A 25,901-nucleotide genomic window follows, 5' to 3' on the forward strand; every position below is an offset into this window, starting at 1 on the left:
GTCGCGAAAGGGGCGCGCAGCGGCCCCGGCGATATTTGTTGCGCCACAGAACCTGGGGCCGCTGCGCGCCCCTTTCGCGACGCAAGGCCGCTCCTACAAGGGTCGATGACTTCTTCACTTCCTGAGCTTAACCATGAGACTGTCCCGCTTCTTCATCGACGCCCCCCTGAGCCTTGGCGAGCATGACTTGCCCGAGGCCCAGGCCCATTACATCGGCCGCGTGCTGCGCATGGCCCCGGGCGATGCCGTGCAACTGTTCGACGGCAGCGGCCAGGAGTTTCGCGGCCAGTTGCTCGAAGTCGGCAAGAAAACCGTGCGCGTAGCACTGGACCAGACCCTTGCCGGCCAGGCCGAATCGCCGCTGCACATCCACCTCGGCCAGGGCTTGTCCCGTGGCGAACGGATGGATTGGGCGATCCAGAAAGCCACCGAACTGGGCGCCAATGAAATTACCCCGATCGTCAGCGAACGCTGTGAAGTCCGCCTGAAAGACGAACGCGCCGACAAACGCCTGGCCCACTGGCGCCAGGTGGCCATCAGTGCGTGCGAACAGTGCGGCCGGTCGAGCGTGCCGGTGATTCACTCGCCGGTGACACTGGCCGAATGGGTCAAGCACACCGAGGCCGACCTGAAACTGGTGCTGCACCCGGTGGCCGAACCGCTGACCAGCCACGCCACGCCGTCACGCCTGGCCTTCTTGATTGGCCCCGAAGGTGGCCTGAACGACGCCGAAGTCGACCAGGCCAAGGCCGCCGGCTTCCACGCCGCCCGCCTCGGCCCACGCGTGCTGCGCACCGAAACCGCGCCAGTGGTGGCGTTGTCGGTGGCACAGCAGTTGTGGGGCGACTTTTAACCCAGCGCCTAGCGCACGTAGAACGACACGGCAATGAAGTGCATCACACTGCCGGCGATCACGAACAGGTGCCAGATGCCGTGCCAGTGTCGAAAACGGCTGTCGAAGGCAAAGAAGATGATGCCCACCGTGTAGAACACGCCGCCGGCCGCCAGCCAGGCGAAGCCGGCGGTGCCGAGGCTGCGCAGTAGCGGGTCGACCGCCACCAGGACGATCCAGCCCATCACCGCATAGATGATGATGGACAGCACCCGCGCCTCGGAGCGGGGCTTGATCTCCTGCAGCATGCCGATTACCGCCAGCCCCCACACCACCCCGAACAGGCTCCAGCCCCAGGGCCCGCGCAAGCTGACCAAGCAGAATGGCGTATAGCTGCCGGCGATCAGCAGATAGATCGACAGGTGATCGAGCTTGCGCATGATCACCTTCGCCCGCCCGCGCGTGCTGTGGTAGAGGGTGGAGATGCTGTACAGCAGCAGCAGCGTGCCGCCGTAGATGGAGAAACTGACGATCTTCCAGGGGTCGCCCTGCAGGCCCGCGACGACGATCAGCCAGATGGCACCTATGCAGGCCAGGACGGCACCGACCAGGTGGGTCCAGGCGTTGAAGCGTTCACCGTAATACATGCAAACACAGACCTCCTTTGGCGGGCTGGGTTCCTGAGGTGTTCCGTTCGTCCCTCTTCGCGGGGCAAGCCGCTCCCTCAGGTTGGACAAAATGCTGTGCCTGTGGGCGCGGGCTTGCCCCGCGAAGAGGCCCGATCAAACGCCCTATTATCCAGGCTCAGGTTGCAATTGCGCGTCACGCACCAAGCGCTCCAGCGCCACCAGGTCCGGCACCCGCGCCACCTGCTCGCCCACCTGCACCGCTGCCAACTCCAGGCTGCCCAGCGCCACGTCCACGTAATTGAGCTGACTGTCGAGCTTGCACGAACGCGGGATGTCCTGCAGCAGTACCGCCAGGTAACGCAGCCCGGTATCGCCCAGCGCATTGAGCACCACGATACGTGCCCGCTCACCACACGGGGTATCCCCCCCGCACGCCGCCTCGAAACCGATCAGCGGCAACCGTTGCTGGCGCCAGTCTATCCAGCCCAGGTGCCAGGCAGGCTCGCCACGCTGACACAGCAGGTTGCGCTGGGCGATCAGTTCGGCCACGGCAACATTGGGCAAGACCAAAGTCCGGTCGCCCAAGGGCAGCAACAGGCCGGTCAGGCTGCTGCGCTGGCTGGAGATAAGTTCAAGCATGGGCCTGGCTCCAATGGGCGATGCTCTGCAACAACACAGACTCTTGATAAGGCTTGCCCAGGTACTCGTTGACACCGATGGCCATGGCACGGTCGCGGTGCTTCTGCCCTGTGCGTGAGGTAATCATGATGATCGGCAAGCCCTTCAGGCGCTCGTCACGGCGGATGCGCGTGGCCACCTCGAAACCGTCCATGCGCGGCATCTCGATATCCAGCAGCAACACATCGGGGCGATGCTCTTCCAGCTGCGCCATGGCATCGACCCCGTCCTTGGCCGTCAGTACGTTCATGCCATGACGCTCCAGCAGCCGGCTGGTGACCTTGCGTACCGTCACCGAATCGTCCACCACCATCACCAGCAGTGCCCGTCGCGGCGCCGGGCCGAACAGCTGGCGCTGCGCGTCGCCACCACCCGGCAGGCGCGCCAGGCGCCTTTGCTGACCACGCAACTGGCCAAGCAGGTCGAGAATCAGCACCACCCGGCCGTCACCCAGCAAGGTCGCCCCAGACAACCCGGCAACCGCGGCGAATTGTGGGCCGAGGCTCTTCACCACGATCTCGCGGCTAGGCGACAGGCTGTCGGCCTGGATCGCGAACGACTGTTCCTGGGAATGCACCAGCAGCACTGGCAGCGGCACGCTCTGGCCAAGCAGGCTGGGCCGTGGCAGGCCTTGCAGCAGCTCACCCAGGTAGCGCAACGCGTAGGTGTGGCCCGCGTAGACGTACTGCGGGGTATCCAGCTGGTAACAGGCCGCCAGCTCCGCCGGCGGCACGCGGACGATGCCCTCGATGGTATTGAGCGGGATCGCGTATTGGTCCTCGCCCAGGTGCACCATCAGCGCACGGTTGATCGACACGGTGAACGGCAGCCGGATCAAAAAGCGCGCGCCCTTGCCCTGGGCCGACTCGATGGTCATCGAGCCGCCCAACTGTTTGACCTCTTCGTGCACCACGTCCATGCCCAGGCCACGCCCGGAGATCTGGGTGATCTTCTCGGCGGTGGAGAAACCGGGGCGCAGAATGAACTGCAACACCTCGTGGTCGCTCAAGTGCGCCTGCGGGTCCAGCAGGCCACGCTTGATCGCCTTGCGCCGCACCGCCTCCAACGGCACGCCGGCGCCGTCGTCGGTCATCTCGATGACAATGTCGGCGCCTTCGTGCAACAGGTTCAGGTGAATCGTGCCGTGCTCCGGCTTACCCGCCGCCAGGCGCGCTTCGCGGCTTTCCAGGCCATGGTCTACAGCGTTGCGCAGCATGTGCTCCAGGGGCGCCACCATGCGTTCGAGCACGCTGCGGTCCAGCTCGCCCTCGGCATTGCCGACCACCAGCTCGACCTGCTTGCCCAGCTCACTGGCAACCTGGCGCACCACGCGCTGCAAGCGCGGCACCAAGCGTTCGAACGGCACCATCAGGGTGGCGGTCAGGCCTTCTTGCAACTGGCTGTTCACCCGCGCCTGCTGCTGCAACAGGCTATAGGCCTCCTGTGCCCGCTGGGTCAGGGTTTCCTTCAGGTCGAGCAGGTCGGACGCCGACTCGAACAAGGCCCGTGACAGCTGCTGCAACTGCGAGTGGCGGTCCATTTCCAGCGGGTCGAAGTCGTCGTAGGCGTCGCCCTCGAACGCCTGCCGGCTGGAGATTCGCCCCTGGGTCTCGACGTCCAGGCGCAGCAGCTGGTCGCGCATGCGCTCCAGGGTGGTTTCCATTTCGTTGAGGGTGAATTGGGCATCGTTGACCTGCTGCTCGATGCGGCCACGGATGACCGAATGCTCACCGGCCAGGTTGCCCAGGTCGTCGAGCAGTTCGGCATCGACCTTGACCATGTCACCCGCCACCCGCTCCGGTGCCGCCACGGGCGCCTCGAGGGCCGTAGCCTCCTGCGGCCCCTGGCCCGCGGCGCTGTCGGTCAGGGCCGCGCTGCTGAAGTTGCGGATGTAGTCGATCAGCGCCGTGGCCGCGTGCAGCGGCTGCCCCAGGCGCACGGCATCGAGCATGTGCGCCAGGCGGTCATGGCAATTCTGCAACAGGGCAAACAGGGGCGGGCTCGGCGGCAGGCGGCCGGCGGCGAGCAGTTCGTACAGAAATTCCAGTTCGTGGGCCAGGTCGCCGATGGCGGCGATCTCGACCATGCGCGCGCCCCCTTTGAGGGTGTGCAGGTCGCGCAGCAGGTTTTCCACCTCGACGCTGTTGCGCGGGTCAGCCTGCCAGCGCGCCAAGGCCGCCGCAGCGCTCTCGACGATGTCCGAGCTTTCTTCCAGGAAGACGTCCAGCAGCTCCTTGTCGCCTGGACTGTCAGGCTCCTCGGCCGACACGTCGCCTGCAGCCGGCAGCAACGCAGGGCGCGACAGCCCCAAGCCAAGCTCCATGTCGGGGTGCAGCGGCGTGACCGAATCGATACCTACCAGGCCGGTGGCGTCCGGGGCCAGGGCCTGCGCCAACAGGCTGCGCAAGCTGTCGACCAGTGCTGGCCGGGACGAAATTTCTTGCCCTGCGGCCACTTCGTCGAGCATGTCGAGCAGGGCTTCGTGGCCCGATTGCGCGTGGGCGAAAAAGCGCGGGTCGGCGGCCAGGCTGCCCTCCTCCACGGCGCCATAGACATCGAGCAGGGCCTCGCAGACGTCGTCCATCTGCCACAGGTCGGCCAGGTGCGCCGCATGGCCAAGGCTGGTCAGCTCATCGAGCAGGGTATCCAGGGGCCCCCGTTGGCCCGGCTGCTCCTGCCAACGCGACAGCAACGACTCGGCGTCGAGCAGAATGTCCATGGCCTGGGCCAGGAAGCTGGCGGTCTGCTGCGGGTCGCGCTTGCTGCGTCGCGCATGCTGGGCATCTTCATGCAGGCTGGCCAGGCGCACATCCACCGCCTGGCCGACCTGCTCGATCAAATCGCCAGCGCCGGGGATGGCCGCCAGCGGCGTGCTGTCCAGTTGTGCCAGCCCCAAATGGAACAGTGAACGCCCCGCTTCCAGCCATTCGAGCTCGGCCACTTGCAGGGGCAACTGGTGGCCCTTGTACTCGCGCGCCAGGCGGTCGAACGCGGTGGCCAGCTCGGCGACCGGCATCACCCCGGCCATCGCAGCACTGCCCTTGAGCGTATGCAGGGCGCGCTGCAGGCTGTCGCTGACCGGCGTGTCCTGGCCCTCGGCGCCCTGCAAAAATGCCTCAAGGCTGTCCAGGTGGCCGTGCGCCTCGTTGCGGAAGATATCCAGCAATTGTGGGTCGAGGCCATCGATGTCGGCGGCGGGTGGCGCATCGTTTTCGGCCAGCGCGTGCAGATGCCCGGCCAGTTGCTCGATTTCGGTCAGTTGCGGCAACTGCCCGGCAGCAAAGTCGGACAACAGGTCCGGCAGGTGCACGAACGCCTGCTGCAAGGCCACCACCCCTTCCGGGGTAAGCACGATACGGCCTTCGAGCATGCGGTTGAGCAAGTGCTCCGCGCCCCAGGCCAGTTCCGCCACCGCCTCGGCATGCACCATTCGGCCGCTGCCCTTGAGCGTATGCAGCGCGCGGCGCACCTCCAGCAAGGCATCGCGCTGCTGGTTGTCGGCTCGCCAGCGCAACCAGTGGCGTTCGATTTCCGGCAGCAGCTCACCCGCTTCTTCCAGGAACACTTCGCGCAGCTCGTCATCGATGCCGTCACCGTTGTCGTCCAGGCCGAGGCCCGTTTCGCTGACCAGGCACGTCACGCCCAGCGCCGCCAGGCTGACACGCGCCATGTCGATGAAGGGCTGGCCATCGGCCAGCGGGTCGGCCACCCGCCATTGCAGATAGCACTCGGCAGCGCTCAGGGCGTCGGCCAGGTGTGCCAGCTCATCGGCCGGTGGTTCGACGTCCAGGTGCTGCAACCAGCGCTGCACGTAGCTCGCGCACCCGGCAAAGACCTCGGCTGGCCCGGGCAGCATCAGCATCGCCAACGCCCCGCGCACCTGCTGCAGCAACCCCGGCAGCGGCTGCAGGCGTTGCCGCGGCCAATCGGACTCCAGGCAATCACCGATCAAGTCCTTGGCCTGCTGCAAGACCGCCAGCGACTCGCTCAGCACCAACTGGCGGATCTCGGCCAGGTCCGAGCCCGGCATGCCGCCCTGGCCGCTTTCTTCCAGCGGGCCGACCATGCCATTGAGCGTCGCCTCCACATACAACAGGGCACCCGCCACATCCATCAATACCGCGTCATCCACCGAGCCCTCGCCCGGTGCCAGGGCCTGCAGCGCCAGCACCTGGTCGATGATCACCCGCCGCGGCTGCTGGAAGCCCAGTACCGCTAGGGTGTCGGCGACATGGCGCAAGGGGGCGAGCAAGGCTTGCGATTGTTCACTGTGCGGCAGGCCGCCACGCACGAACTGGTCCAGGCGCTCCTTGATACGCATCAGGTCGTCGCACAGCGCGCTCACCACCGAGCGCAAGGCATCGCGACCGGGCCCGGCCTGCATCTGCTCCCGCCAGTTGCCCAGCGACAGGTCGAGGTTGGCCAAATCGTCGGAACCGGCAAAGCGCTGCGCCGTGCCGCTGATCAGGCTGGCCTGGGCCAGGGGCTCCACGCCACGGCAGGCGCGCAGTTGGTTGAGCAACGGCAGCATCACCAACGGCAGGTCGTGGCGGGCGCCGCGCAGCCGCTCCAGGTACGACGGCAGTTGCTCCAGGCCTCGGAACAATGCCCCCAGGCAGTCACCCCGAGGGCTGACTTGGCCCTCGGCCAAGGCCCGGGCGAACAGCTCCAGCTCTTCGGCCAGGCGCGTCGCGCCGCGCAGTTCGAGCATGCGCAGGCAACCGTGCACCTGGTGCAGGTTGTCGACCACGAACGCCAGCATGGACAAGTCGCCCGGCTCGCCGGCAAAGCGCTCCAGGGCCTGTCGCGCCTGGCCCAGGCAGTCGAGGATGGCGGCCTTGGTCCAGGCCAGCGCTACCGTTTCGTGGCGCTCGGGGCTTACAGCAGCAGAAGCCATGGGCATTCCTCAGCGCGGCTCGGCGGGTGCCGGCAGGGTAAAACCAGAGACCGACCGGCGCATTTCGCTGGCCATGCGTGCCAGGTGGCGGATGCTGTCGGCCGTGGCGCCAGACCCTGCCGATGTCTGTGCGGTGATCTGCTGGATGACCGCCATGGTGTGGGAAATCTGCCCGGCAGAGGACGTCTGCAACTGGGCCGCGTCGGAAATACTGTGGATCAGTTCGGCCAGGGTCTGTGACACCCCTTCGATTTCCGCCAGCGCCACCCCGGCATCCTGGGCCAGGCGCGCGCCGCGTACCACTTCGGCGGTGGTCTGCTCCATGGAGATCACCGCCTCGTTGGTATCGGCCTGAATGGTCCGTACCAGCGCTTCGATCTGTCGCGTGGCCGACGACGACCGTTCGGCCAGCCGCTGCACCTCGTCGGCAACCACCGCAAACCCGCGCCCGGCTTCACCGGCCAGCGACGCCTGGATCGCCGCGTTGAGGGCGAGGATATTGGTCTGGTCGGCAATGTCGTCGATCAGGCTGACGATGTCGCCGATCTCCTGGGAAGATTCCCCCAGGCGCTTGATCCGTTTGGCGGTGTCCTGGATCTGCTCGCGAATGTTGTCCATACCGTTGATGGTGTTGTGCACCACCTCGTTGCCCTTGTTGGCAATCGCCACCGAGCGCTCGGCCACCTTGGCCGACTCGTACGCATGCGCCGAAACCCGGTCGATCGACTCGACCATGTCGCCCACCGCCTCGGACGCCTCGCTGATCTGCTCGGCCTGGTGTTCGGACGCCTTGGCCAGCTGGCGGGCGGTGTTCTGCGTGTCCTGCACGGCAGCGGCCACCTGTACGGCGCTGTGGTTGATGGTGGCGACCAGGTCGCGTAGCTGGTCGACCGAATAGTTGATCGAGTCGGCGATGGCGCCAGTGAAGTCCTCGGTAACCGACACGGTCACGGTCAGGTCGCCATCGGCCAGCTCTTCGATTTCGTCGAGCAGGCGCATGATCGCCTGCTGGTTGCGTTCGTTCTTTTCCGCCGTCTCGCGCAACTGCCGGTTGGTGGTGCGCACCATGACCAGGCCGATCAGGATGATCGAGGCCAGCGCCAACAGGCCCAGGGCGTAGCCACCGACGGTATCGAGGGTGCGCCCGCCGGCCAGGTTCTCGAAGCTGTTGGCCAAGTGCGAGGCCTCATCGAGCAGGGTCTGCGACAGGCTGAAGATGTTGCCCGCCGCTTCGCGCACGCGGAACAGCTCAGGCGATGTTTCGAGGATTTCGTCAACCGAGCCTGCGACGAACTGGAACAGCTCGGCGATTTCGGCCAGCCGCGCCCGCGCATCGGCGTCCTCGACGCGGGTCACCTGGATGGCCGGGTTGCCGCCGAGCATGCCCTCGAGCACCTGGCCAAAGCGCCCGGCATCGCGGCCGAAGGCGTCGGCGGCCTGGGCCGCGGTGTCATCACCGGCCAGCACGGTATTGACCGAGCCGAGGATGCGTTCGGCCAGCAGCAACTGACGCTGGGCCACCACCACCTGGTTGGCCGGGGCGCCGCTCTGCAGCAGGATCTCGACCACTTTTTCGTATTCGACCTGCAATTGCGGCACGGTCTCGGCAAGGGTCGCGGCCACCTGGTGCAGGGACAACACCGTCTGCTCACTGGCCAGAATGGTATCGGTGTTCTTGCGCAGGTTCTCCCAGTCCTGGCGCACCGCCTCCATCTCATCGCGCACCGTGACTGGCGCCGCCGGCAGGCCGGTGGACTTGTCGCCTTCACGCAGGTAGCTCCAGCGCCGTTCGAAATCGTTGCGTGCATCCGACAGCAGCTTGAACGCCAAGGCCTTGCCGGCCGCCGCCTCGGTGGCGTTCTTGGCAATGCGCTGGGACAACACGCGAAGCTCGCCGGCATGGCCGATGTACTGCTTGTCGTAGTTGGACTGGGTGCTCAGGTAGGCAAAATTGGCGAACAGCAGGATGATCGACAGGATCAGGATCAGAAACAGCACGGTGATCTGCGCGATGCTGCGCGTGCGCGGAGCCATGGGCGTTGCGGTAGCACGGGTGGCGGGGTTGTTCACGTTCGCAGGTCCTATAACGCCACATCGAGAAAGCCCGGCGCCTGGGCCAGGGCGAAGGGGCTGAAGATCGCCCAGTTGCGTTCACGCGGGAAGTGCCCCTGCACGAAGCGGGCAGCCGCGCGGATCAATGGCTGCGGCGGTGACAGTTCCAGGCTGCTCAGGGCAAAGTGCTGCAGGCCCAGCACCTCGTCCACCAGCAGGCCGACGAACAAGTCTTCGTGGTCGAGCACCAGCACCCGCCGCTGCTTGCCGGGCGCCGCCGGGCCGAGCCCGAAGAAACTGCTCAGGTCCATGACCGGCAACAACCGCCCGCGCAGGTTGGCCACCCCGCAGACCCAGGGTTGCACCCCCGGCACACGGCTGCTGCGCGGCTCGCGCAGCACTTCGGCGACTTCGCCCATGGGCGCGACGAACCATTGCCCGGCAATGCGAAAGCCGATCCCGCTCCACTGCTGCAGGCGGGTGTCCTGCGGGGGTTGGTCCGCCACCAGCAGGCGGCAGCGCCGGTCGATGTCCAGCAACAACTCGAAGGCGGTCAGCGACGCGCCCTGCGGGCGGGTGGTCAACCCCCCAGCACTGCGTTGAGCTTGGCGATCAGCGCGTCCTCTTCGACCGGTTTGGTCAAAAAGTCGCGAGCGCCCTGGCGGGTGGCCCAGATGCGGTCGGTTTCCTGGTCCTTGGTGGTGACCACGATCACCGGGATGGCACTGGTTTCCAAGTCTTTGCTCAACTGGCGGGTGGCCTGGAAGCCGTTCATGCCGGGCATGACGATGTCCATCAGCACCGCGTCGGGCTTTTCCTGACGCGCCAGGGCCACGCCGTCGGCACCGTTGTTGGCCTTGAGCACCTCGTAACCGTGCTTTTCCAGCCATTCGGTCAATCTGTACATCTCTGTCGGCGAGTCGTCGACAATCAGAACTCGGGCCATGCTGTTTCCCCATCAGGAAAGAAAGACCGCGCCATGGCGGACGCGGTCAGGGTGCGTGTTGTTGGTGTTCGGCAAAACCGGGCACATGGGCCCTGATCGCATCGAGCAGTTCTTCCTTGCTGAACGGCTTGGTGAGGAACTGGTCGGACCCCACCACCCGCCCGCGGGCCTTGTCGAACAGGCCGTCGCGCGACGACAGGAGAATCACCGGTATGTCCTTGAAGGCACTGTTGTGCTTGATCACGGCGCAGGTCTGGTAACCGTCCAGGCGCGGCATCAGCACATCGACGAAGATGATCTGTGGCTGGTGGTCGACGATCTTGGACAGGGCATCGAAGCCATCGCTGGCGGTAATCACCTCGCAACCCGCTTCGCCGAGCAACATCTGCGCGGTACGGCGGATCGTGCGTGAGTCGTCGATCACCATCACCTTCAGGGGTTGTTCCATAGACGCCTACCAATAGAAATGAAGCTGCAAGTTGCAAGCGGCAAGCTACAAGAACAGCGGCTCGGCGCATGGATGCTCTTTTCTTGAGGCTCGTAGCTTAAGGCTTGCAGCTGCATTTTTAGCATACTCCGGGTGGCCATTCCATCTGCTGCGCCCCTTGACCATCGGCGCTCCCGGCGCCACCCTGAGCCACTTTTCTTTCGATCCATCGCGGCTGCACGCCGCCAAAGAGGAACCACCCATGAGCGTTCGCCTCGGCATTGTCATGGACCCCATCGCGTCCATCTCCTACAAGAAGGACAGTTCGCTGGCCATGCTGCTGGCCGCCCAGGCACGCGGCTGGAGCCTGTTCTACATGGAACAGCGCGACCTGTACCAGGGCGAAGGCAAAGCGCGTGCGCGGATGCGCCCACTGAAGGTATTCGCCGACCCGGCTCGCTGGTACGAACTGGGCGAGGAGCAGGACAGCACCCTGGCCGAGCTGGACGTGATCCTGATGCGCAAGGACCCACCGTTCGACATGGAGTTCGTCTACAGCACCTACCTGCTGGAGCAGGCCGAGGCCGACGGCGTGCTGGTGGTCAACCGCCCGCAAAGCCTGCGCGACTGCAACGAAAAGCTGTTCGCTACGCTGTTCCCGCAGTGCACGCCACCGACTCTGGTCAGCCGCCGCCCGGACATCATTCGTGAGTTCGCCGCCCAGCATGGCGATGTAATCCTCAAGCCGCTGGACGGCATGGGCGGCACCTCGATCTTCCGCCACCGGGTCGGCGACCCCAACCTGTCGGTGATCCTCGAAACCCTGACCGCGCTGGGCGCGCAGCAGATCATGGCGCAGGCCTACCTGCCGGCGATCAAGGACGGCGACAAGCGCATCCTGATGATCGACGGCGAGCCGGTGCCCTACTGCCTGGCGCGCATCCCGGCCAGCGGCGAAACCCGTGGCAACCTGGCCGCCGGTGGCCGTGGCGAAGCGCGCCCGCTGAGCGAGCGTGACCGCTGGATCGCAGCCCAGGTCGGCCCGACCTTGCGCGAGAAAGGCCTGCTGTTCGTCGGCCTGGACGTGATTGGCGACTACCTCACCGAAATCAACGTCACCAGCCCGACCTGCATCCGCGAGATCGACAACGCCTTCGGCACCGATATCGGCGGGCAATTGATGGACGCCATTGATCGCCAGCTGAAGGCGCGCTGACCGGCAACGCGCGGCATAAACCCAGAGTGGGGTATGATGCGGGTCCCTTTTACCTGACCCGCTGCCCCGCCCTGCGGTTGCTGGATACCTGATGACGCTGCCCGCTGACATCCCCTCCGACCTGCTGCCACCCCGCGTTCGCCCGGTGGACCGGCTTGGCTTTACCTTGTTTCTGGCTGCCCTGGTGCACCTGGCGCTGATCCTTGGGGTCGGCTTCAGCGTGGTCAAACCTGCCGAAATCCGCCACACCATGGACATCACCCTGGCCACCTTCAAAAGCGAGAAAGCGCCCGAGAAGGCTGACTACCAGGCCCAGGACAACCAGCAAGGCAGCGGTACCCTGGAGAAGAAGGCGGTGCCCAAGACCACCGAGGTCGCCCCCTTCCAGGACAGCAAGATCAACAAGGTCACGCCGCCGCCTGCAGCCAGGCCCGAAGTGGTGCCGCCGCCCACGCCCGAGAAGTCGGCGGTGGTGACCCAGGCCGCCAAGCCTCATAAAGTCGAGCCCAAGCCCAAGGAAAGCAAGGCGCAGCCCAAGCCGGCAACGCCGACGCCCGATTTCGACAGCTCGCAGCTATCCAGCCAGATCGCCAGCCTTGAAGCGGAGCTGTCCAACGAACAGCAGTTGTACGCCAAGCGCCCGCGCATCCATCGCCTCAATGCGGCCTCGACCATGCGCGACAAGGGCGCCTGGTACAAGGAAGAGTGGCGCAAGAAGGTTGAGCGGGTGGGCAACCTGAATTACCCCGACGAAGCGCGGCGCCAGCAAATCTACGGCAACCTGCGCATGATGGTGTCGATCAACCGCGATGGCTCGCTCTACGAGGTGCTGGTGCTGGAGTCGTCCGGGCAAGCGGTGCTGGACCAGGCCGCGCAACGCATCGTCAGGCTGGCGGCGCCGTTTGCGCCCTTTACCGGCGACCTGGCCGAATATGACCGGCTGGAGATCATTCGTACCTGGCGGTTTGCCCGTGGGGACCGGTTGTCCAGTAATTGATTTACGCCTGTGCCGGCCCTTGCGCGGAGCAAGCACAGGCGACACAAACCACCTTGTCAGCCTCGCCACCTGGCGCCACACTATCCCCCATGAAAACCCTCGCCCCGAGCTACCTCAAGCATCAGTTCCTGATCGCCATGCCACACATGGCCGATCCGAACTTTGCCCAGACCCTCACGTACATCGTCGAGCACAACGCCAATGGCGCCATGGGCCTGGTGGTCAACCGACCGCAGGAGCTCAACCTGGGCGACATCCTCGAGCAGTTGCGCCCGGACGACGAACCGCCGGCCAGCACCTTGCACGTGCCGATCTACCAAGGTGGCCCGGTGCAGACCGATCGCGGTTTCGTGCTGCACTCCAGCGAGTGCACCTACCAGGCCACCGTCGAGCTGCAGGGCCTGTCGTTGTCCACCTCACAGGATGTGCTGTTTGCCATCGCCGAAGGCGTCGGGCCGCAAAACAGCCTGATCACCCTGGGCTACGCCGGCTGGGAAGCAGGCCAACTGGAAGCGGAGCTGGCCGACAATGCCTGGCTCAACTGCCCGTTCGACGCCGACATCATCTTCGGCCTTGCCAGCGACCAGCGCCTGAACGCCGCGGCCGCCAGCCTTGGCATCAACCTCAGCCTGCTGACCAGCCAGGCGGGCCACGCCTGATGGCCGAACTACGCCTGCTGCTGGGCTTTGACTACGGCACCAAACAGATCGGCGTGGCCGTTGGCCAGGTCATCACGGGCCAAGCCCGCGAGCTGTGCACCCTGAAGGCGCAAAACGGTGTGCCGGACTGGGCCCAGGTGGAAAAACTGGTCGCCGAATGGAAACCCGACGCCATCGTCGTCGGCCTGCCGTTGAACATGGACGGCACGCCGAGTGAAATGAGCGCGCGCGCCGAGAAGTTCGCCCGGCGCCTGAACGGCCGCTTCAACCTGCCCGTGCACACCCACGACGAACGCCTGACTACCTTCGAGGCCAAGGGCGAACGCCTGAACCGAGGCGGCCAGCGCGGCAGCTACCGCGACAACCCGGTCGACGCCATTGCCGCCGCCCTGCTGCTGCAAGGCTGGCTGGAGGCCAACACCTGATCATCTTTGCCGCCGGGCCAAGCCGGCGGCCCCCGAGGAGCACGCAATGAGCCTACCCAATCCCGCCGATCTGATCCGGCAGATGGCTGTCGACCTTCGCGCCCACCTGGCCCGCCGTGCTATCACCGAGCCGCGCTTCATCGGCATCCGCACGGGCGGCGTCTGGGTCGCCCAGGCGCTGCAGGAAGAAATGGGCGATACCAGCCCCATGGGCACCCTGGATGTGTCGTTCTACCGTGATGACTTCAGCCAGAACGGCCTGCACCCGCAGGTGCGCCCGTCCGACCTGCCATTCGAAATCGAAGGCCAGCACCTGGTGCTGATCGACGACGTGCTGATGAGCGGCCGCACCATTCGCGCCGCGCTCAACGAACTGTTCGATTACGGCCGTCCGGCCAGCGTCACCCTGGTCTGCCTGCTCGACCTTGACGCCGGTGAACTGCCGATTCGTCCCAATGTGCTCGGTGCCACCCTGTCGCTGGCGGCCCATGAACGGGTAAAATTGACCGGACCCGCACCGCTCGCCCTCGAGCGACAGGACCTCGCCTCCGCTTCCGCCCTTTAAGAGTCCCCCGCGATGACGCCAATCGACGCCAAGCGCCCGCTGCAGCTCAATGATCAGGGCCAGCTGCGCCACTTTCTCTCGCTCGACGGTTTGCCCCGCGAACTGCTGACCGAGATCCTCGACACCGCCGACTCCTTCCTGGAAGTCGGTGCCCGGGCCGTGAAAAAAGTCCCGTTGCTGCGCGGCAAGACCGTGTGCAACGTGTTCTTCGAAAACTCGACCCGCACCCGTACCACCTTCGAACTGGCCGCGCAGCGCCTGTCGGCCGACGTGATCAGCCTCAACGTGTCGACCTCCTCGACCAGCAAGGGCGAAACCCTGTTCGACACCCTGCGCAACCTGGAAGCGATGGCCGCCGACATGTTCGTCGTGCGCCATTCCGACTCGGGCGCCGCGCACTTCATCGCCGAACACGTGTGCCCTGACGTTGCCGTGATCAACGGCGGCGATGGCCGCCATGCGCACCCGACCCAGGGCATGCTCGACATGCTGGCCATCCGCCGGCATAAGGGCAGCTTCGAGAACCTCTCCGTGGCCATCGTCGGCGACATCCTGCATTCGCGCGTGGCCCGCTCCGACATGCTCGCGCTCAAGGCGCTGGGCTGCCCGGACATCCGCGTGATCGGCCCGAAAACCCTGATCCCGATCGGCATCGAGCAATACGGCGTGAAGGTGTACACCGACCTCGCCGAAGGCCTCAAAGACGTCGATGTGGTGATCATGCTGCGCCTGCAGCGTGAGCGCATGGCCGGCGGCCTGCTGCCCAGCGAGGGCGAGTTCTACCGCCTGTTCGGCCTGACCACCGCGCGCCTGGCCGGCGCCAAGCCCGATGCCATCGTCATGCACCCTGGCCCGATCAACCGCGGCGTGGAGATCGAATCGGCGGTGGCCGACGGCAAGCACTCGGTGATCCTCAACCAAGTGACGTACGGCATCGCCGTGCGCATGGCCGTGCTGTCCATGGCCATGAGCGGGCAAAACACGCAACGCCAACTCGACCAGGAGAACGCCCTGTGAGCATCAGCATTCTTGGCGCCCGGGTCATCGACCCCAACAGCGGCCTGGACCAGGTCACCGACCTGCACCTGGATGGCGGCCGCATTGCCGCGATCGGCGCGGCACCGGCCGGTTTCAGCGCCAGCCGCACGATCCAGGCCGAGGGCCTGATCGCAGCACCTGGCCTGGTCGACCTCGACGTGGCCCTGCGCGAGCCGGGCTACAGCCGCAAGGGCAGCATCGTCAGCGAAACCCGCGCCGCCGTGGCCGGTGGCGTGACCAGCCTGTGCTGCCCACCGCAGACCAAACCGGTACTGGACACCTCGGCCGTGGCCGAGCTGATCCTCGACCGCGCCCGCGAAGCCGGCAACAGCAAGGTCTACCCGATCGGCGCCCTGACCAAGGGCCTGGAAGGCGAACAGCTGGCCGAGCTGGTGGCCCTGCGCGACACCGGTTGCGTGGCCTTCGGCAATGGCCTCAAGGAAATCCCCAACAACCGCACCCTGGCCCGTGCCCTGGAGTACGCCGCCACGTTCGACCTGACCGTGGTGTTCCACTCCCAGGACCGTGACCTGTCCCAGGGCGGCCTGGCCCATGAGGGCGCAATGGCCAGCTTCCTCGGCCTGCCCGGCATCCCCGAGACTGCCGAGACCGTGGCCCTGGCACGCAACCTGCTGCTGGTCGAACAGTCCGGCGTGCGCGCGCACTTCACCCAGATCACCAGTGCCCGCGGCGCGCGGCTGATCGCCCAGGCGCAGGAGCTGGGCCTGCCGGTTACCGCCGACGTGGCGCTGTATCAGCTGATTCTCACCGACCAGTCGCTGCGCGAGTTCTCCAGCCTGTACCACGTGCAGCCACCGCTGCGCACCGCCGCCGACCGTGACGGCCTGCGCGCGGCGGTCAAGTCGGGCGTGATCCAGGCGATTTCCAGCCATCACCAGCCCCATGAGCGCGATGCCAAGCTGGCCCCGTTCGGCGCCACGGAGCCGGGTATCAGCAGCGTCGAAGTGCTGCTGCCACTGGCCATGACCCTGGTCGAGGACGGCCTGCTCGACCTGCCGACCTTGCTCGCGCGCCTGAGCAGCGGCCCGGCTGCCGCCATGCGCCTGCCGGCAGGTGAGCTGAAGGTCGGTGGCGCAGCGGATTTGGTGCTGTTCGACCCGAAAGCCTCGACGGTCGCCGGCGAGCAATGGCTCTCGCGTGGCGAGAACTGCCCGTTCATCGGCCACTGCCTGCCAGGGGCGGTGCGTTATACCTTGGTCGATGGGCACGTCTGCCACGAAGCCTGACCACCAGCTGTAAGCCTCAAGCTGCAAGCCACAAGAAAAAGCAGGCATGGCGCCGACGCGCTTTTTCTTGCAGCTTGCAGCTTGCAGCTGGTCGCTAATGGTTGAAATCCTTCCCCCCACCCCCATATGAGTCTGCATCAGGCACTTTCGCCCCGCTGCGTGGAGACTCTCCCCTTGACCACCATCGTTTCTGTCCGCCGTAACGGCAAAGTCGTCATGGGCGGCGACGGCCAGGTTTCCCTCGGCAACACCGTGATGAAAGGCAACGCCAAAAAGGTCCGTCGCCTGTACCACGGCCAGGTCATTGCCGGGTTCGCCGGCGCCACCGCCGATGCGTTCACCCTGTTCGAGCGTTTTGAAGGGCAACTGGAAAAACACCAGGGCCACCTGGTCCGTGCCGCCGTCGAGCTGGCCAAGGAATGGCGTACCGACCGCTCCCTGAGCCGTCTGGAGGCCATGCTGGCCGTGGCCAACAAGGACGCCTCGCTGATCATCACCGGCAACGGCGATGTGGTCGAACCCGAAGACGGCCTGATCGCCATGGGTTCCGGTGGCGCCTACGCCCAGGCAGCAGCCCGTGCCCTGCTGAACAAGACCGACCTCTCGGCCCGCGAAATCGCCGAGACTGCCCTGAACATCGCTGGTGACATCTGCGTGTTCACCAACCATAACCTGACCATCGAGGAGCAGGACCTGGCCGACTGATCAGTTGTTTTGGCGTCCCGCCCGCGGCGGGACTTTTCCACACTGATTGCTCTGCTCGAGGACCATTTTCATCATGTCCATGACCCCCCGCGAAATCGTTCACGAACTGAACCGCCACATCATCGGCCAGGACGACGCCAAGCGCGCCGTGGCCATCGCCCTGCGCAACCGCTGGCGGCGCATGCAGCTGCCGGCCGAGCTGCGTGCCGAGGTGACGCCGAAGAACATCCTGATGATCGGCCCGACCGGTGTCGGCAAGACCGAAATCGCCCGCCGCCTGGCCAAGCTGGCCAACGCGCCGTTCATCAAGGTCGAAGCGACCAAGTTCACCGAAGTCGGCTATGTGGGCCGTGACGTCGAATCGATCATCCGCGACCTGGCCGATGCCGCGCTGAAGATGCTCCGCGAGCAGGAGATCATCCGCGTGCGCCACCGCGCCGAAGATGCCGCCGAAGACCGCATCCTCGACGCGCTGCTGCCGCAGGCGCGGGTCACCAATTTCAGCGAGGAAGCCGCGCAGACCAGCAGCGATTCAAACACTCGCCAACTGTTCCGCAAGCGCCTGCGCGAAGGCCAGCTGGACGACAAGGAAATCGAGATCGAAGTGGCGGATGCCGTGGGCGTCGAGATTGCCGCGCCGCCTGGCATGGAAGAGATGACCAACCAGTTGCAGAACCTGTTCGCCAACATGGGCAAGGGCAAGCGCAAGGCGCGCAAGCTCAAGGTCAAGGAAGCGCTGAAGATGGTCCGCGAGGAAGAAGCGGGCCGCCTGGTCAACGAAGAAGAGCTCAAGGCCAAGGCCCTGGAAGCGGTTGAACAGCACGGTATCGTGTTCATCGACGAAATCGACAAAGTGGCCAAGCGCGGCAACGTCGGCGGCGCCGATGTGTCCCGCGAGGGCGTTCAGCGCGACCTGCTGCCGCTGATCGAAGGCTGCACCGTCAACACCAAGCTGGGCATGGTCAAGACCGACCATATCCTGTTCATCGCCTCGGGTGCGTTCCACCTGAGCAAACCGAGCGACCTGGTGCCTGAGCTGCAGGGCCGTTTGCCGATCCGTGTCGAACTCAAGGCTCTGACCCCGGAAGACTTCGAGCGCATCCTGCAAGAACCGCACGCTTCGCTGACCGAGCAGTACCAGGCGTTGCTCAAGACCGAAGGGCTGAACATCGAGTTCCTCACCGACGGTATCAAGCGCCTGGCCGAAATTGCCTACCAGGTCAACGAGAAGACCGAGAACATCGGTGCCCGCCGCCTGCACACCCTGCTCGAGCGCCTGCTCGAAGAGGTGTCGTTCAGTGCCGGTGACCTGGCCAGCACGCACGACGAAGCGCCGATCCAGATCGATGCCGGGTATGTGAACAGCCACCTGGGTGAGCTGGCGCAGAACGAAGACCTGTCGCGCTACATCCTGTAAGCGGCAAGCCTTGAGCTGCAAGCGACAAGCTGTTCAGTGTCGCTTGCAGCACCGCGAGACATGATTTTTCCGCGATGGCTTGAATATCACTTCTTGTAGCTTGAAGCTTGTAGCTTATCGCTCAGAAGAGATTCAACCCATGGCCCGCCTGCCCACCGCCATCAACCTGCACAAAGCCTCCAAGACCTTGAGCCTGACCTACGGCCCAGACGAGGTCTACCACCTGCCCGCCGAATTCCTGCGCGTGCACTCGCCTTCCGCCGAGGTCCAAGGCCACGGCAACCCCATCCTGCAAGTCGGCAAGATCAACGTCGGCCTCGCCGGCCTCGAACCCGCCGGCCAATATGCACTGAAACTGACCTTCGACGACGGCCATGACAGCGGCCTGTTCACCTGGGAGTACCTGGAACAGCTGTGCCTGCGCCAGGCGCAACTGTGGGCCGAGTACCTCGACGCGTTGCATCAGGCCGGAAAGTCCCGCGATCCGGCCGAATCCGTTGTGAAACTCATGCTCTAGCTCAAGCCGCCTGCGGTTTAGAGCGCATTTTCTAATCTCATCTGCTTGAATGCCCTACAGACAGCTCAGTGACGAGCTGTCTTGCGCATTACATGAAAGTCGGGTAACCAATGGAGCTGGCAAGGTCCCTGCATTGTCTTCAAGGCAACCAGGACCAGGCCGGTATGTAGAGGTCGCGAGCGAAAGCAGGCTGTCTTCACACGCAGAACTCCCCGCAGCTCATCACCCCATGCAACCGGCCCGCAGCACCGCTGTTCCTTATCACTGGTCACCCGAGTAGCAGTACCGGGCTCTGGACTGTGCACCCCGCCACAGGCAACCGGTACTCGTCTCTGGACAACGGAGCGTCGTAGATGAGTAACAAGAACAACGATGAGTTGCAGCGGCAGGCCTCGGAGAACACCCTGGGGCTGAACCCGGTCATCGGCATCCGCCGCAAGGACCTGCTGAGTTCGGCACGCACCGTGCTGCGCCAGGCCGTGCGCCAACCGCTGCACAGCGCCAAGCACGTGGCGCACTTCGGCCTGGAGCTGAAGAACGTGCTGCTGGGCAAGTCCAGCCTGACGCCCGAAAGCGACGACCGTCGCTTCAACGACCCCGCCTGGAGCAACAACCCCCTTTACCGCCGCTACCTGCAAACCTACCTGGCCTGGCGCAAAGAACTGCACGAATGGATCGGCAGCAGCGACCTGTCGCCCCAGGACATCAGCCGTGGCCAGTTCGTCATCAACCTGATGACCGAAGCCATGGCGCCGACCAACACCTTGTCCAACCCGGCGGCGGTCAAACGCTTCTTCGAAACCGGTGGCAAGAGCCTGCTCGATGGCCTGTCCAACATGGCCAAGGACATGGTCAACAACGGTGGCATGCCCAGTCAGGTCAACATGGACGCCTTCGAGGTGGGCAAGAACCTGGGCACCAGCGACGGCGCCGTGGTGTACCGCAACGACGTGCTCGAGCTGATCCAGTACAGCCCCATCACCGAACAGGTGCATGCGCGGCCGCTGCTGGTGGTGCCGCCACAGATCAACAAGTTCTATGTATTCGACCTGAGCCCGGAAAAGAGCCTGGCGCGCTTCTGCCTGCGCGCCCAGCAGCAGACCTTCATCATCAGCTGGCGCAACCCGACCAAGGCCCAGCGTGAATGGGGCCTTTCGACCTACATCGATGCGCTCAAGGAAGCGGTCGACGCGGTGCTGGCGATTACCGGCAGCAAAGACCTGAACATGCTCGGCGCCTGCTCCGGCGGCATCACCTGCACCGCGCTGGTGGGCCATTACGCCGCCCTTGGCGAGAAGAAGGTCAATGCCCTGACCCTGCTGGTGAGCGTGCTGGACACCACAATGGACACCCAAGTCGCGCTGTTTGTCGACGAGCAGACCCTCGAAGCCGCCAAGCGCCACTCCTACCAGGCCGGCGTGCTGGAAGGCAGCGAGATGGCCAAGGTGTTCGCCTGGATGCGCCCCAATGACCTGATTTGGAACTACTGGGTCAACAACTACCTGCTGGGCAACGAGCCACCGGTGTTCGACATCCTGTTCTGGAACAACGACACCACGCGCCTGCCGGCCGCCTTCCATGGCGACCTGATCGAGATGTTCAAAAGTAACCCGCTGACCCGCCCCGGTGCACTGGAAGTGTGCGGCACCCCGATCGACCTGAAGCAGGTCACGTGCGACATCTACAGCCTTGCTGGCACCAACGACCACATCACCCCGTGGCCATCCTGCTACCGCTCGGCGCACCTGTTTGGCGGCAAGATCGAGTTCGTGTTGTCCAACAGCGGCCATATCCAGAGCATCCTCAACCCGCCGGGCAACCCCAAGGCACGCTTCATGACCGGCGCCGATCGCCCGGGCGACGCGGCGGCCTGGCAGGAGAACGCCACCAAGCATGCCGACTCGTGGTGGCTGCACTGGCAGAGCTGGCTGGGCGAGCGTGCCGGCGAGCTGAAAAAAGCGCCGACCCGCCTCGGCAACCGCGCCTATGCCGCAGGCGAGGCATCACCGGGCACCTACGTTCACGAACGTTGAGTTGCAGCGCCGTGGCCACCTGCGGGTGACCACGGTGTTTACTTCACCACAGAGCCACGCGCATGCCGCAACCCTATATCTTCAGGACCGTCGAACTGGACCAGCAGTCCATCCGCACTGCCGTGCGCCCTGGCAAGCCGCATTTGACGCCGCTGCTGATCTTCAACGGCATCGGCGCCAACCTGGAGCTGGTGTTCCCGTTCATCGAAGCACTGGACCCGGACCTGGAAGTCATCGCCTTCGACGTACCGGGCGTGGGCGGCTCGTCCACGCCGCGCCAGCCCTACCGCTTTCCGGGGTTGGCCAAGCTGACGGCACGCATGCTCGACTACCTCGATTATGGCCAGGTCAATGTGATTGGCGTGTCCTGGGGCGGCGCGCTGGCCCAGCAATTCGCCCACGACTACCCCGAGCGCTGCAAGAAGCTGGTGCTGGCAGCCACGGCTGCGGGCGCGGTAATGGTGCCGGGCAAGCCCAAGGTGCTGTGGATGATGGCCAGCCCCCGGCGCTACATCCAGCCCTCCCATGTGATCCGCATCGCCCCGCTGATCTACGGCGGCGGCTTTCGCCGCGACCCGGACCTGGCCATGCACCACGCATCCAAGGTGCGTTCCGGCGGCAAGCTGGGCTACTACTGGCAACTGTTCGCAGGGCTAGGCTGGACCAGCATTCACTGGCTGCACAAGATCCAACAGCCCACGCTGGTGCTGGCAGGCGATGACGACCCGTTGATCCCGCTGATCAACATGCGCCTGCTGGCCTGGCGGATTCCCAATGCCCAGCTACACATTATCGACGACGGCCATCTGTTTCTGATCACCCGGGCCGAGGCCGTCGCCCCGATCATCATGAAGTTCCTTCAGCAAGAGCGTCAGCGCGCAGTCATGCACCCTCGCCCGGCTTCGGGCGTGTAGGCGCGGGTTTGCCTGCGATGGGCATCAGGCGCAAGGGTCAAGACCAGGGAGTGTTGCCATGAAAGACAAACCGGCCAAAGGAACGCCAACGCTTCCCGCCACCAGCATGAACGTGCAGAACGCCATGCTCGGCCTGCGCGGCCGCGATTTGATATCCACCCTGCGCAGCGTCGGCCGCCACGGGCTGCGTAACCCGCTGCACACCGCCCGCCACCTGCTGGCCCTGAGCGGCCAACTCGGCCGGGTGATGCTCGGCGACACGCCCTACCAGCCAAACCCGCGCGACACGCGCTTCAGCGACCCGACATGGAGCCAGAACCCGCTGTACCGGCGTGGCCTGCAAGCCTACCTGGCCTGGCAGAAGCAGACCCGCCTGTGGATCGAGGAAAGCCACCTGGACGCCGATGACCGGGCCCGTGCGCAGTTCCTGTTCACCCTGATCAACGACGCCCTGGCGCCCAGCAACTCGCTGCTCAACCCGCTGGCGGTGAAGGAGCTGCTCAATACCGGCGGCCAGAGCCTGCTGCGTGGCGCCGCGCACCTACTCGACGATCTGCGCCACAACGACGGCCTGCCTCGCCAGGTCGACGAGCGCGCCTTCGAGGTGGGCGGCAATGTGGCGGCAACCCCAGGCGCCGTGGTGTTTCGCAACGAGTTGCTGGAGCTGATCCAGTACCAGCCGATGAGTGAAAAGCAGCACACCCGCCCCCTGCTGGTGGTGCCGCCGCAAATCAACAAGTTCTACATCTTCGACCTGAGCGCGACCAACAGTTTCGTCCAGTACATGCTCAAGAATGGCCTGCAGGTGTTCATGGTCAGCTGGCGCAACCCCGATCCACGGCACCGCGAGTGGGGCCTGTCCAGCTACGTTCAGGCCCTGGAAGAAGCGCTCAATGCCTGCCGCAGCATCAGCGGCAACCGCGACCCCAACCTGATGGGCGCCTGCGCCGGCGGCCTGACCATGGCGGCGCTGCAAGGCCACCTGCAAGCCAAGCACCAGCTGCGCCGGGTACGCAGCGCCACGTACCTGGTCAGCCTGCTCGACAGCAAGTTCGAAAGCCCTGCCAGCCTGTTCGCCGACGAGCAGACCCTCGAGGCGGCCAAGCGCCGCTCCTACCAGCGCGGCGTGCTGGACGGCGCCGAGGTGGCGCGCATCTTCGCCTGGATGCGGCCCAACGACCTGATCTGGAACTACTGGGTCAACAACTACCTGCTCGGCAAGACCCCGCCAGCCTTCGACATTCTCTACTGGAACGCCGACAGCACGCGCCTGCCCGCCGCACTGCATGGCGACCTGCTCGACTTCTTCAAGCTCAACCCACTGACCCACCCGGCGGGCCTGGAAGTCTGCGGCACGCCCATCGACCTCAAACAGGTCGACCTCGACAGCTTCACCGTGGCCGGCAGCAACGACCACATCACCCCCTGGGACGCCGTGTATCGCTCGGCCCTGTTGCTGGGCGGCGAACGGCGCTTTGTACTGGCCAACAGCGGGCATATCCAGAGCATCATCAACCCACCCGGCAACCCCAAGGCCTATTACCTGGCCAACCCCAAGCTGTCGAGCGACCCGCGCGCGTGGTTCCACGACGCCCAACGTAGCGAGGGCAGTTGGTGGCCCTTGTGGCTGGAGTGGGTCACACCCCGTTCCGGCCCACTGAAGGCGCCACGCACCGAGCTTGGTAATGCAACCTATCCGCCGCTGGGCCCTGCGCCAGGCACCTATGTCCTGACCCGATGAGCACACCGCCTGGATGAAAACCCGCGACCGTATCCTTGAATGCGCCCTGCAGCTGTTCAACCAGCAGGGCGAACCGAACGTCTCGACCCTGGAGATCGCCAACGAGCTGGGCATCAGCCCTGGCAACCTGTACTACCACTTCCATGGCAAGGAGCCTGTGGTGCTGGGCCTGTTCGAGCGCTTCGAAGAGGCGCTGATGCCGCTGCTCGACCCGCCCCTGGAGGTGCGCCTGGATGCCGAGGACTACTGGCTGTTTCTGCACCTGATCGTCGAACGCATGGCCCAGTACCGTTTCCTGTTCCAGGACTTGTCGAACCTGACCGGGCGCCTGCCCAAGCTGGCCCGTGGCATGCGCAGCCTGATCAACGCGCTCAAGCGCACCCTTGCCGCGTTGCTCGCCAGCCTCAAGGGCCAGGGGCAGGTGGTAAGCGAGACCCAGGCACTGGGGCAACTGGTGGAGCAGATCACCCTGACGCTGATGTTCTCGCTGGATTACCAGCGCGTGCTGGGGCGCGAGGGGGATGTGGGGATTGTCGTGTATCAGGTGATGATGCTGGTGGCACCGCACCTGCAGCCCCCGGCACGGGCGGCGGCGGAGCAGTTGGCGGTGAGGTACCTGGAGGGGTAAAGCTGTTCAATCGGCAGTGGCTTCTTCACGGGGCAAGCCCGCGAAGAAGCCACGCAGTATCAGGCTTCGGTAACTGCGCTCACCGGTGCCGACGGTGTATTGCTGGCCGGTGCCGCGCTTGGCGCTGGCGCTGCGGTGGCAGCGGGTGCGGCGCTGGTGGCCGGTGTTGCCGGTTTGGCCGCAGCCGGTTTGGCCGGGGCCTTCTTCACCGCAGGTTTCTTCGCTGCAGCAGGCTTGGCTGCAACAGACTTGGCAGCCGGTTTTGCCGCCGGCTTGGCAGCGGCAACCTTGGCTGCGGGTTTGGCCGCGGGTTTGGCCGCAGCAACCTTGGCCGCAGGCTTGGCAGCAGCAGTTTTAGCAGCCGGTTTGGCAGGCGCCTTGGCCAACGGCTTGGCCGCAGTCTTGCTCGCAGCAGCTTTGCTCGCAGCAGCCTTGGAAACCGGCGTGACCGAAGCACCGGTCAGCTTCTCGATCTGCTTGGTCAGGCTGTCTACCTGCTGGTGCAGGGCCTTGATCTCGTTGCGGCTAGGTACGCCCAGGCGCGAGATGGCGCTGTTCAGGCGCTTGTCGAAGGCTTCTTCGAGCTCGCTCCACTTGCCCAGCGCACGGTCCTTCACGCCAGACACCCGCGAGGTGGTCGAAGACTTGGCGGTTTCGGCGACATCTTCAGCGGTCTTCCTGGCCTGCTTCTCGGCCTTCTCGCCGTCTTTCACCAACGTGTCGAACAGCTTCGGGCCGTCCTGGTCGATCTTCGAATAGATACCCAGCCCGGCCAGCCAGATCTTGCGGGAGTACTTCTCGATCCCGCCGACCCAGGAGCTGCTTTCTTTATCGGAATTCTTCTTGCCAGCCATCCTGCTCTCCTTATGGTTTGTGCGCGACGCGCTCAAGCAGCTCGTGCAGCTGTTCAAGCTTGATGGACAACGCCTCAACGTCATGTTTAGACGGAATGCCGAGGCGATTCAAGGCGCGACCAACCCGTGCGTCGAAAGCTTTTTCGATCTTGTCCAGTTGAACTTCGACCTTGCCGCGTACGCGGCTGACTTCCTGGGTCGCTTCGTCGATCTGGGTATTGGCGGCATCGAGCTCTTTGTCGATGCGTTTCTTGCCACGTTTTTCAACGCCTTCGCCGGCCTTGACCAGCTCGCTGAAGTACTCGGAACCTTCCTGGCCGACGCGGGCGTAAGCGCCGATACCTGCCAGCCAGATCTTGCGCGCGTAGCCGCGCACCTCGCCCAGGGTGCCCAGGGCGTCGTCCTTTTTCTTCACATTCACTTTGGCCATGCTCTGTACCTCATGCTCATGAGTGGAGAGGAACCGCCCATGGAGGTTGGGCTT

Annotated in this window: 24 protein-coding genes; 15 read left to right on the plus strand and 9 right to left on the minus strand. The window is 65.1% G+C overall.

Annotation, left to right across the window (positions count from 1 at the left end; all coding sequences use genetic code 11):
- The first annotated feature begins 133 nt into the window (after window positions 1–133).
- A complete protein-coding gene (locus tag CKW22_RS05685) occupies window positions 134–853 on the plus strand; it encodes a 16S rRNA (uracil(1498)-N(3))-methyltransferase (protein ID WP_033701905.1) in 720 nt (239 codons plus the stop codon).
- An 8-nt stretch (window positions 854–861) separates the two neighbouring features.
- On the opposite strand, the gene CKW22_RS05690 is transcribed toward CKW22_RS05685, so the two are convergent.
- From CKW22_RS05690 to CKW22_RS05720, 7 genes are all read right to left on the minus strand, one after another.
- The gene (locus CKW22_RS05690; protein ID WP_033701906.1) at window positions 862–1,479 is read right to left on the minus strand and encodes a hemolysin III family protein; all 618 of its coding nucleotides are present in this window, start codon (window positions 1,477–1,479) and stop codon (window positions 862–864) included.
- 147 nt (window positions 1,480–1,626) lie between these two features.
- Window positions 1,627–2,100, minus strand: a complete 474-nt coding sequence (locus CKW22_RS05695) for a chemotaxis protein CheW (RefSeq protein WP_033701907.1) — start codon at window positions 2,098–2,100, stop codon at window positions 1,627–1,629.
- Complete coding sequence (locus tag CKW22_RS05700; RefSeq protein WP_047583925.1) at window positions 2,093–7,036, minus strand: Hpt domain-containing protein; 4,944 nt, start codon at window positions 7,034–7,036, stop codon at window positions 2,093–2,095. The genes CKW22_RS05695 and CKW22_RS05700 overlap by 8 nt, the downstream gene beginning before the upstream one ends.
- A 9-nt stretch (window positions 7,037–7,045) precedes the next feature.
- Entirely contained in the window at window positions 7,046–9,070 is a 2,025-nt protein-coding gene (locus CKW22_RS05705) for a methyl-accepting chemotaxis protein (protein ID WP_156310511.1), read from the minus strand.
- Between the two features lie 47 nt (window positions 9,071–9,117).
- Complete coding sequence (locus CKW22_RS05710; protein ID WP_033701910.1) at window positions 9,118–9,672, minus strand: chemotaxis protein CheW; 555 nt, start codon at window positions 9,670–9,672, stop codon at window positions 9,118–9,120.
- Entirely contained in the window at window positions 9,669–10,034 is a 366-nt protein-coding gene (pilH, locus tag CKW22_RS05715; RefSeq protein WP_033701911.1) for a twitching motility response regulator PilH, read from the minus strand. Before pilH ends, CKW22_RS05710 begins: the two co-directional genes overlap by 4 nt.
- A gap of 46 nt (window positions 10,035–10,080) precedes the next feature.
- The gene (locus CKW22_RS05720; protein WP_033701912.1) at window positions 10,081–10,482 is read right to left on the minus strand and encodes a PleD family two-component system response regulator; all 402 of its coding nucleotides are present in this window, start codon (window positions 10,480–10,482) and stop codon (window positions 10,081–10,083) included.
- 241 nt (window positions 10,483–10,723) lie between these two features.
- Here CKW22_RS05720 and gshB point away from each other — a divergent pair, with 241 nt between their 5' ends.
- From gshB to CKW22_RS05790, 14 genes are all read left to right on the plus strand, one after another.
- Window positions 10,724–11,677, plus strand: a complete 954-nt coding sequence (gene gshB, locus CKW22_RS05725) for a glutathione synthase (protein WP_033701913.1) — start codon at window positions 10,724–10,726, stop codon at window positions 11,675–11,677.
- A 91-nt stretch (window positions 11,678–11,768) separates the two neighbouring features.
- Window positions 11,769–12,674, plus strand: a complete 906-nt coding sequence (locus tag CKW22_RS05730; protein WP_033701914.1) for an energy transducer TonB — start codon at window positions 11,769–11,771, stop codon at window positions 12,672–12,674.
- 89 nt (window positions 12,675–12,763) lie between these two features.
- Entirely contained in the window at window positions 12,764–13,333 is a 570-nt protein-coding gene (locus tag CKW22_RS05735; RefSeq protein WP_033701915.1) for a YqgE/AlgH family protein, read from the plus strand.
- Window positions 13,333–13,758: a Holliday junction resolvase RuvX gene (gene ruvX / locus CKW22_RS05740; protein ID WP_095063891.1), complete on the plus strand. Its 426-nt coding sequence runs from the start codon at window positions 13,333–13,335 to the stop codon at window positions 13,756–13,758. Before CKW22_RS05735 ends, ruvX begins: the two co-directional genes overlap by 1 nt.
- A gap of 46 nt (window positions 13,759–13,804) precedes the next feature.
- Window positions 13,805–14,323, plus strand: a complete 519-nt coding sequence (gene pyrR, locus CKW22_RS05745; protein WP_033701917.1) for a bifunctional pyr operon transcriptional regulator/uracil phosphoribosyltransferase PyrR — start codon at window positions 13,805–13,807, stop codon at window positions 14,321–14,323.
- A gap of 12 nt (window positions 14,324–14,335) precedes the next feature.
- Window positions 14,336–15,340, plus strand: coding sequence for an aspartate carbamoyltransferase catalytic subunit (locus tag CKW22_RS05750; RefSeq protein WP_033701918.1), 1,005 nt, complete (start codon window positions 14,336–14,338; stop codon window positions 15,338–15,340).
- Window positions 15,337–16,608 (plus strand): dihydroorotase, encoded by a 1,272-nt coding sequence (locus CKW22_RS05755; RefSeq protein ID WP_095063892.1) that lies wholly within the window; start codon window positions 15,337–15,339, stop codon window positions 16,606–16,608. The genes CKW22_RS05750 and CKW22_RS05755 overlap by 4 nt, the downstream gene beginning before the upstream one ends.
- 174 nt (window positions 16,609–16,782) lie before the next feature.
- Window positions 16,783–17,313 carry an ATP-dependent protease subunit HslV gene (gene hslV / locus CKW22_RS05760; protein WP_003249309.1) on the plus strand — a complete coding sequence of 177 codons (531 nt, stop codon included), beginning with the start codon at window positions 16,783–16,785 and terminating at the stop codon, window positions 17,311–17,313.
- 73 nt (window positions 17,314–17,386) lie between these two features.
- A complete protein-coding gene (hslU, locus tag CKW22_RS05765) occupies window positions 17,387–18,730 on the plus strand; it encodes an ATP-dependent protease ATPase subunit HslU (RefSeq protein WP_033701920.1) in 1,344 nt (447 codons plus the stop codon).
- A gap of 139 nt (window positions 18,731–18,869) precedes the next feature.
- Entirely contained in the window at window positions 18,870–19,247 is a 378-nt protein-coding gene (locus CKW22_RS05770) for a gamma-butyrobetaine hydroxylase-like domain-containing protein (RefSeq protein WP_033701921.1), read from the plus strand.
- A gap of 353 nt (window positions 19,248–19,600) precedes the next feature.
- Entirely contained in the window at window positions 19,601–21,280 is a 1,680-nt protein-coding gene (phaC, locus tag CKW22_RS05775) for a class II poly(R)-hydroxyalkanoic acid synthase (RefSeq protein ID WP_033701922.1), read from the plus strand.
- A gap of 62 nt (window positions 21,281–21,342) precedes the next feature.
- Window positions 21,343–22,194 carry a poly(3-hydroxyalkanoate) depolymerase gene (gene phaZ / locus CKW22_RS05780; RefSeq protein WP_033701923.1) on the plus strand — a complete coding sequence of 284 codons (852 nt, stop codon included), beginning with the start codon at window positions 21,343–21,345 and terminating at the stop codon, window positions 22,192–22,194.
- 58 nt (window positions 22,195–22,252) lie between these two features.
- Window positions 22,253–23,935 carry a class II poly(R)-hydroxyalkanoic acid synthase gene (gene phaC, locus CKW22_RS05785; protein ID WP_033701924.1) on the plus strand — a complete coding sequence of 561 codons (1,683 nt, stop codon included), beginning with the start codon at window positions 22,253–22,255 and terminating at the stop codon, window positions 23,933–23,935.
- 13 nt (window positions 23,936–23,948) lie between these two features.
- Window positions 23,949–24,563 carry a TetR/AcrR family transcriptional regulator gene (locus CKW22_RS05790; protein WP_033701926.1) on the plus strand — a complete coding sequence of 205 codons (615 nt, stop codon included), beginning with the start codon at window positions 23,949–23,951 and terminating at the stop codon, window positions 24,561–24,563.
- A gap of 59 nt (window positions 24,564–24,622) precedes the next feature.
- Here CKW22_RS05790 and CKW22_RS05795 read toward each other — a convergent pair whose 3' ends face one another.
- Window positions 24,623–25,417, minus strand: a complete 795-nt coding sequence (locus tag CKW22_RS05795) for a phasin family protein (protein WP_033701927.1) — start codon at window positions 25,415–25,417, stop codon at window positions 24,623–24,625.
- A gap of 10 nt (window positions 25,418–25,427) precedes the next feature.
- Window positions 25,428–25,847 carry a phasin family protein gene (locus CKW22_RS05800; RefSeq protein ID WP_033701928.1) on the minus strand — a complete coding sequence of 140 codons (420 nt, stop codon included), beginning with the start codon at window positions 25,845–25,847 and terminating at the stop codon, window positions 25,428–25,430.
- Between the last annotated feature and the right edge of the window lie 54 nt (window positions 25,848–25,901).

It is taken from the genome of Pseudomonas sp. Irchel s3f19, assembly GCF_900187555.1.
GTDB lineage: Bacteria > Pseudomonadota > Gammaproteobacteria > Pseudomonadales > Pseudomonadaceae > Aquipseudomonas > Aquipseudomonas capeferrum.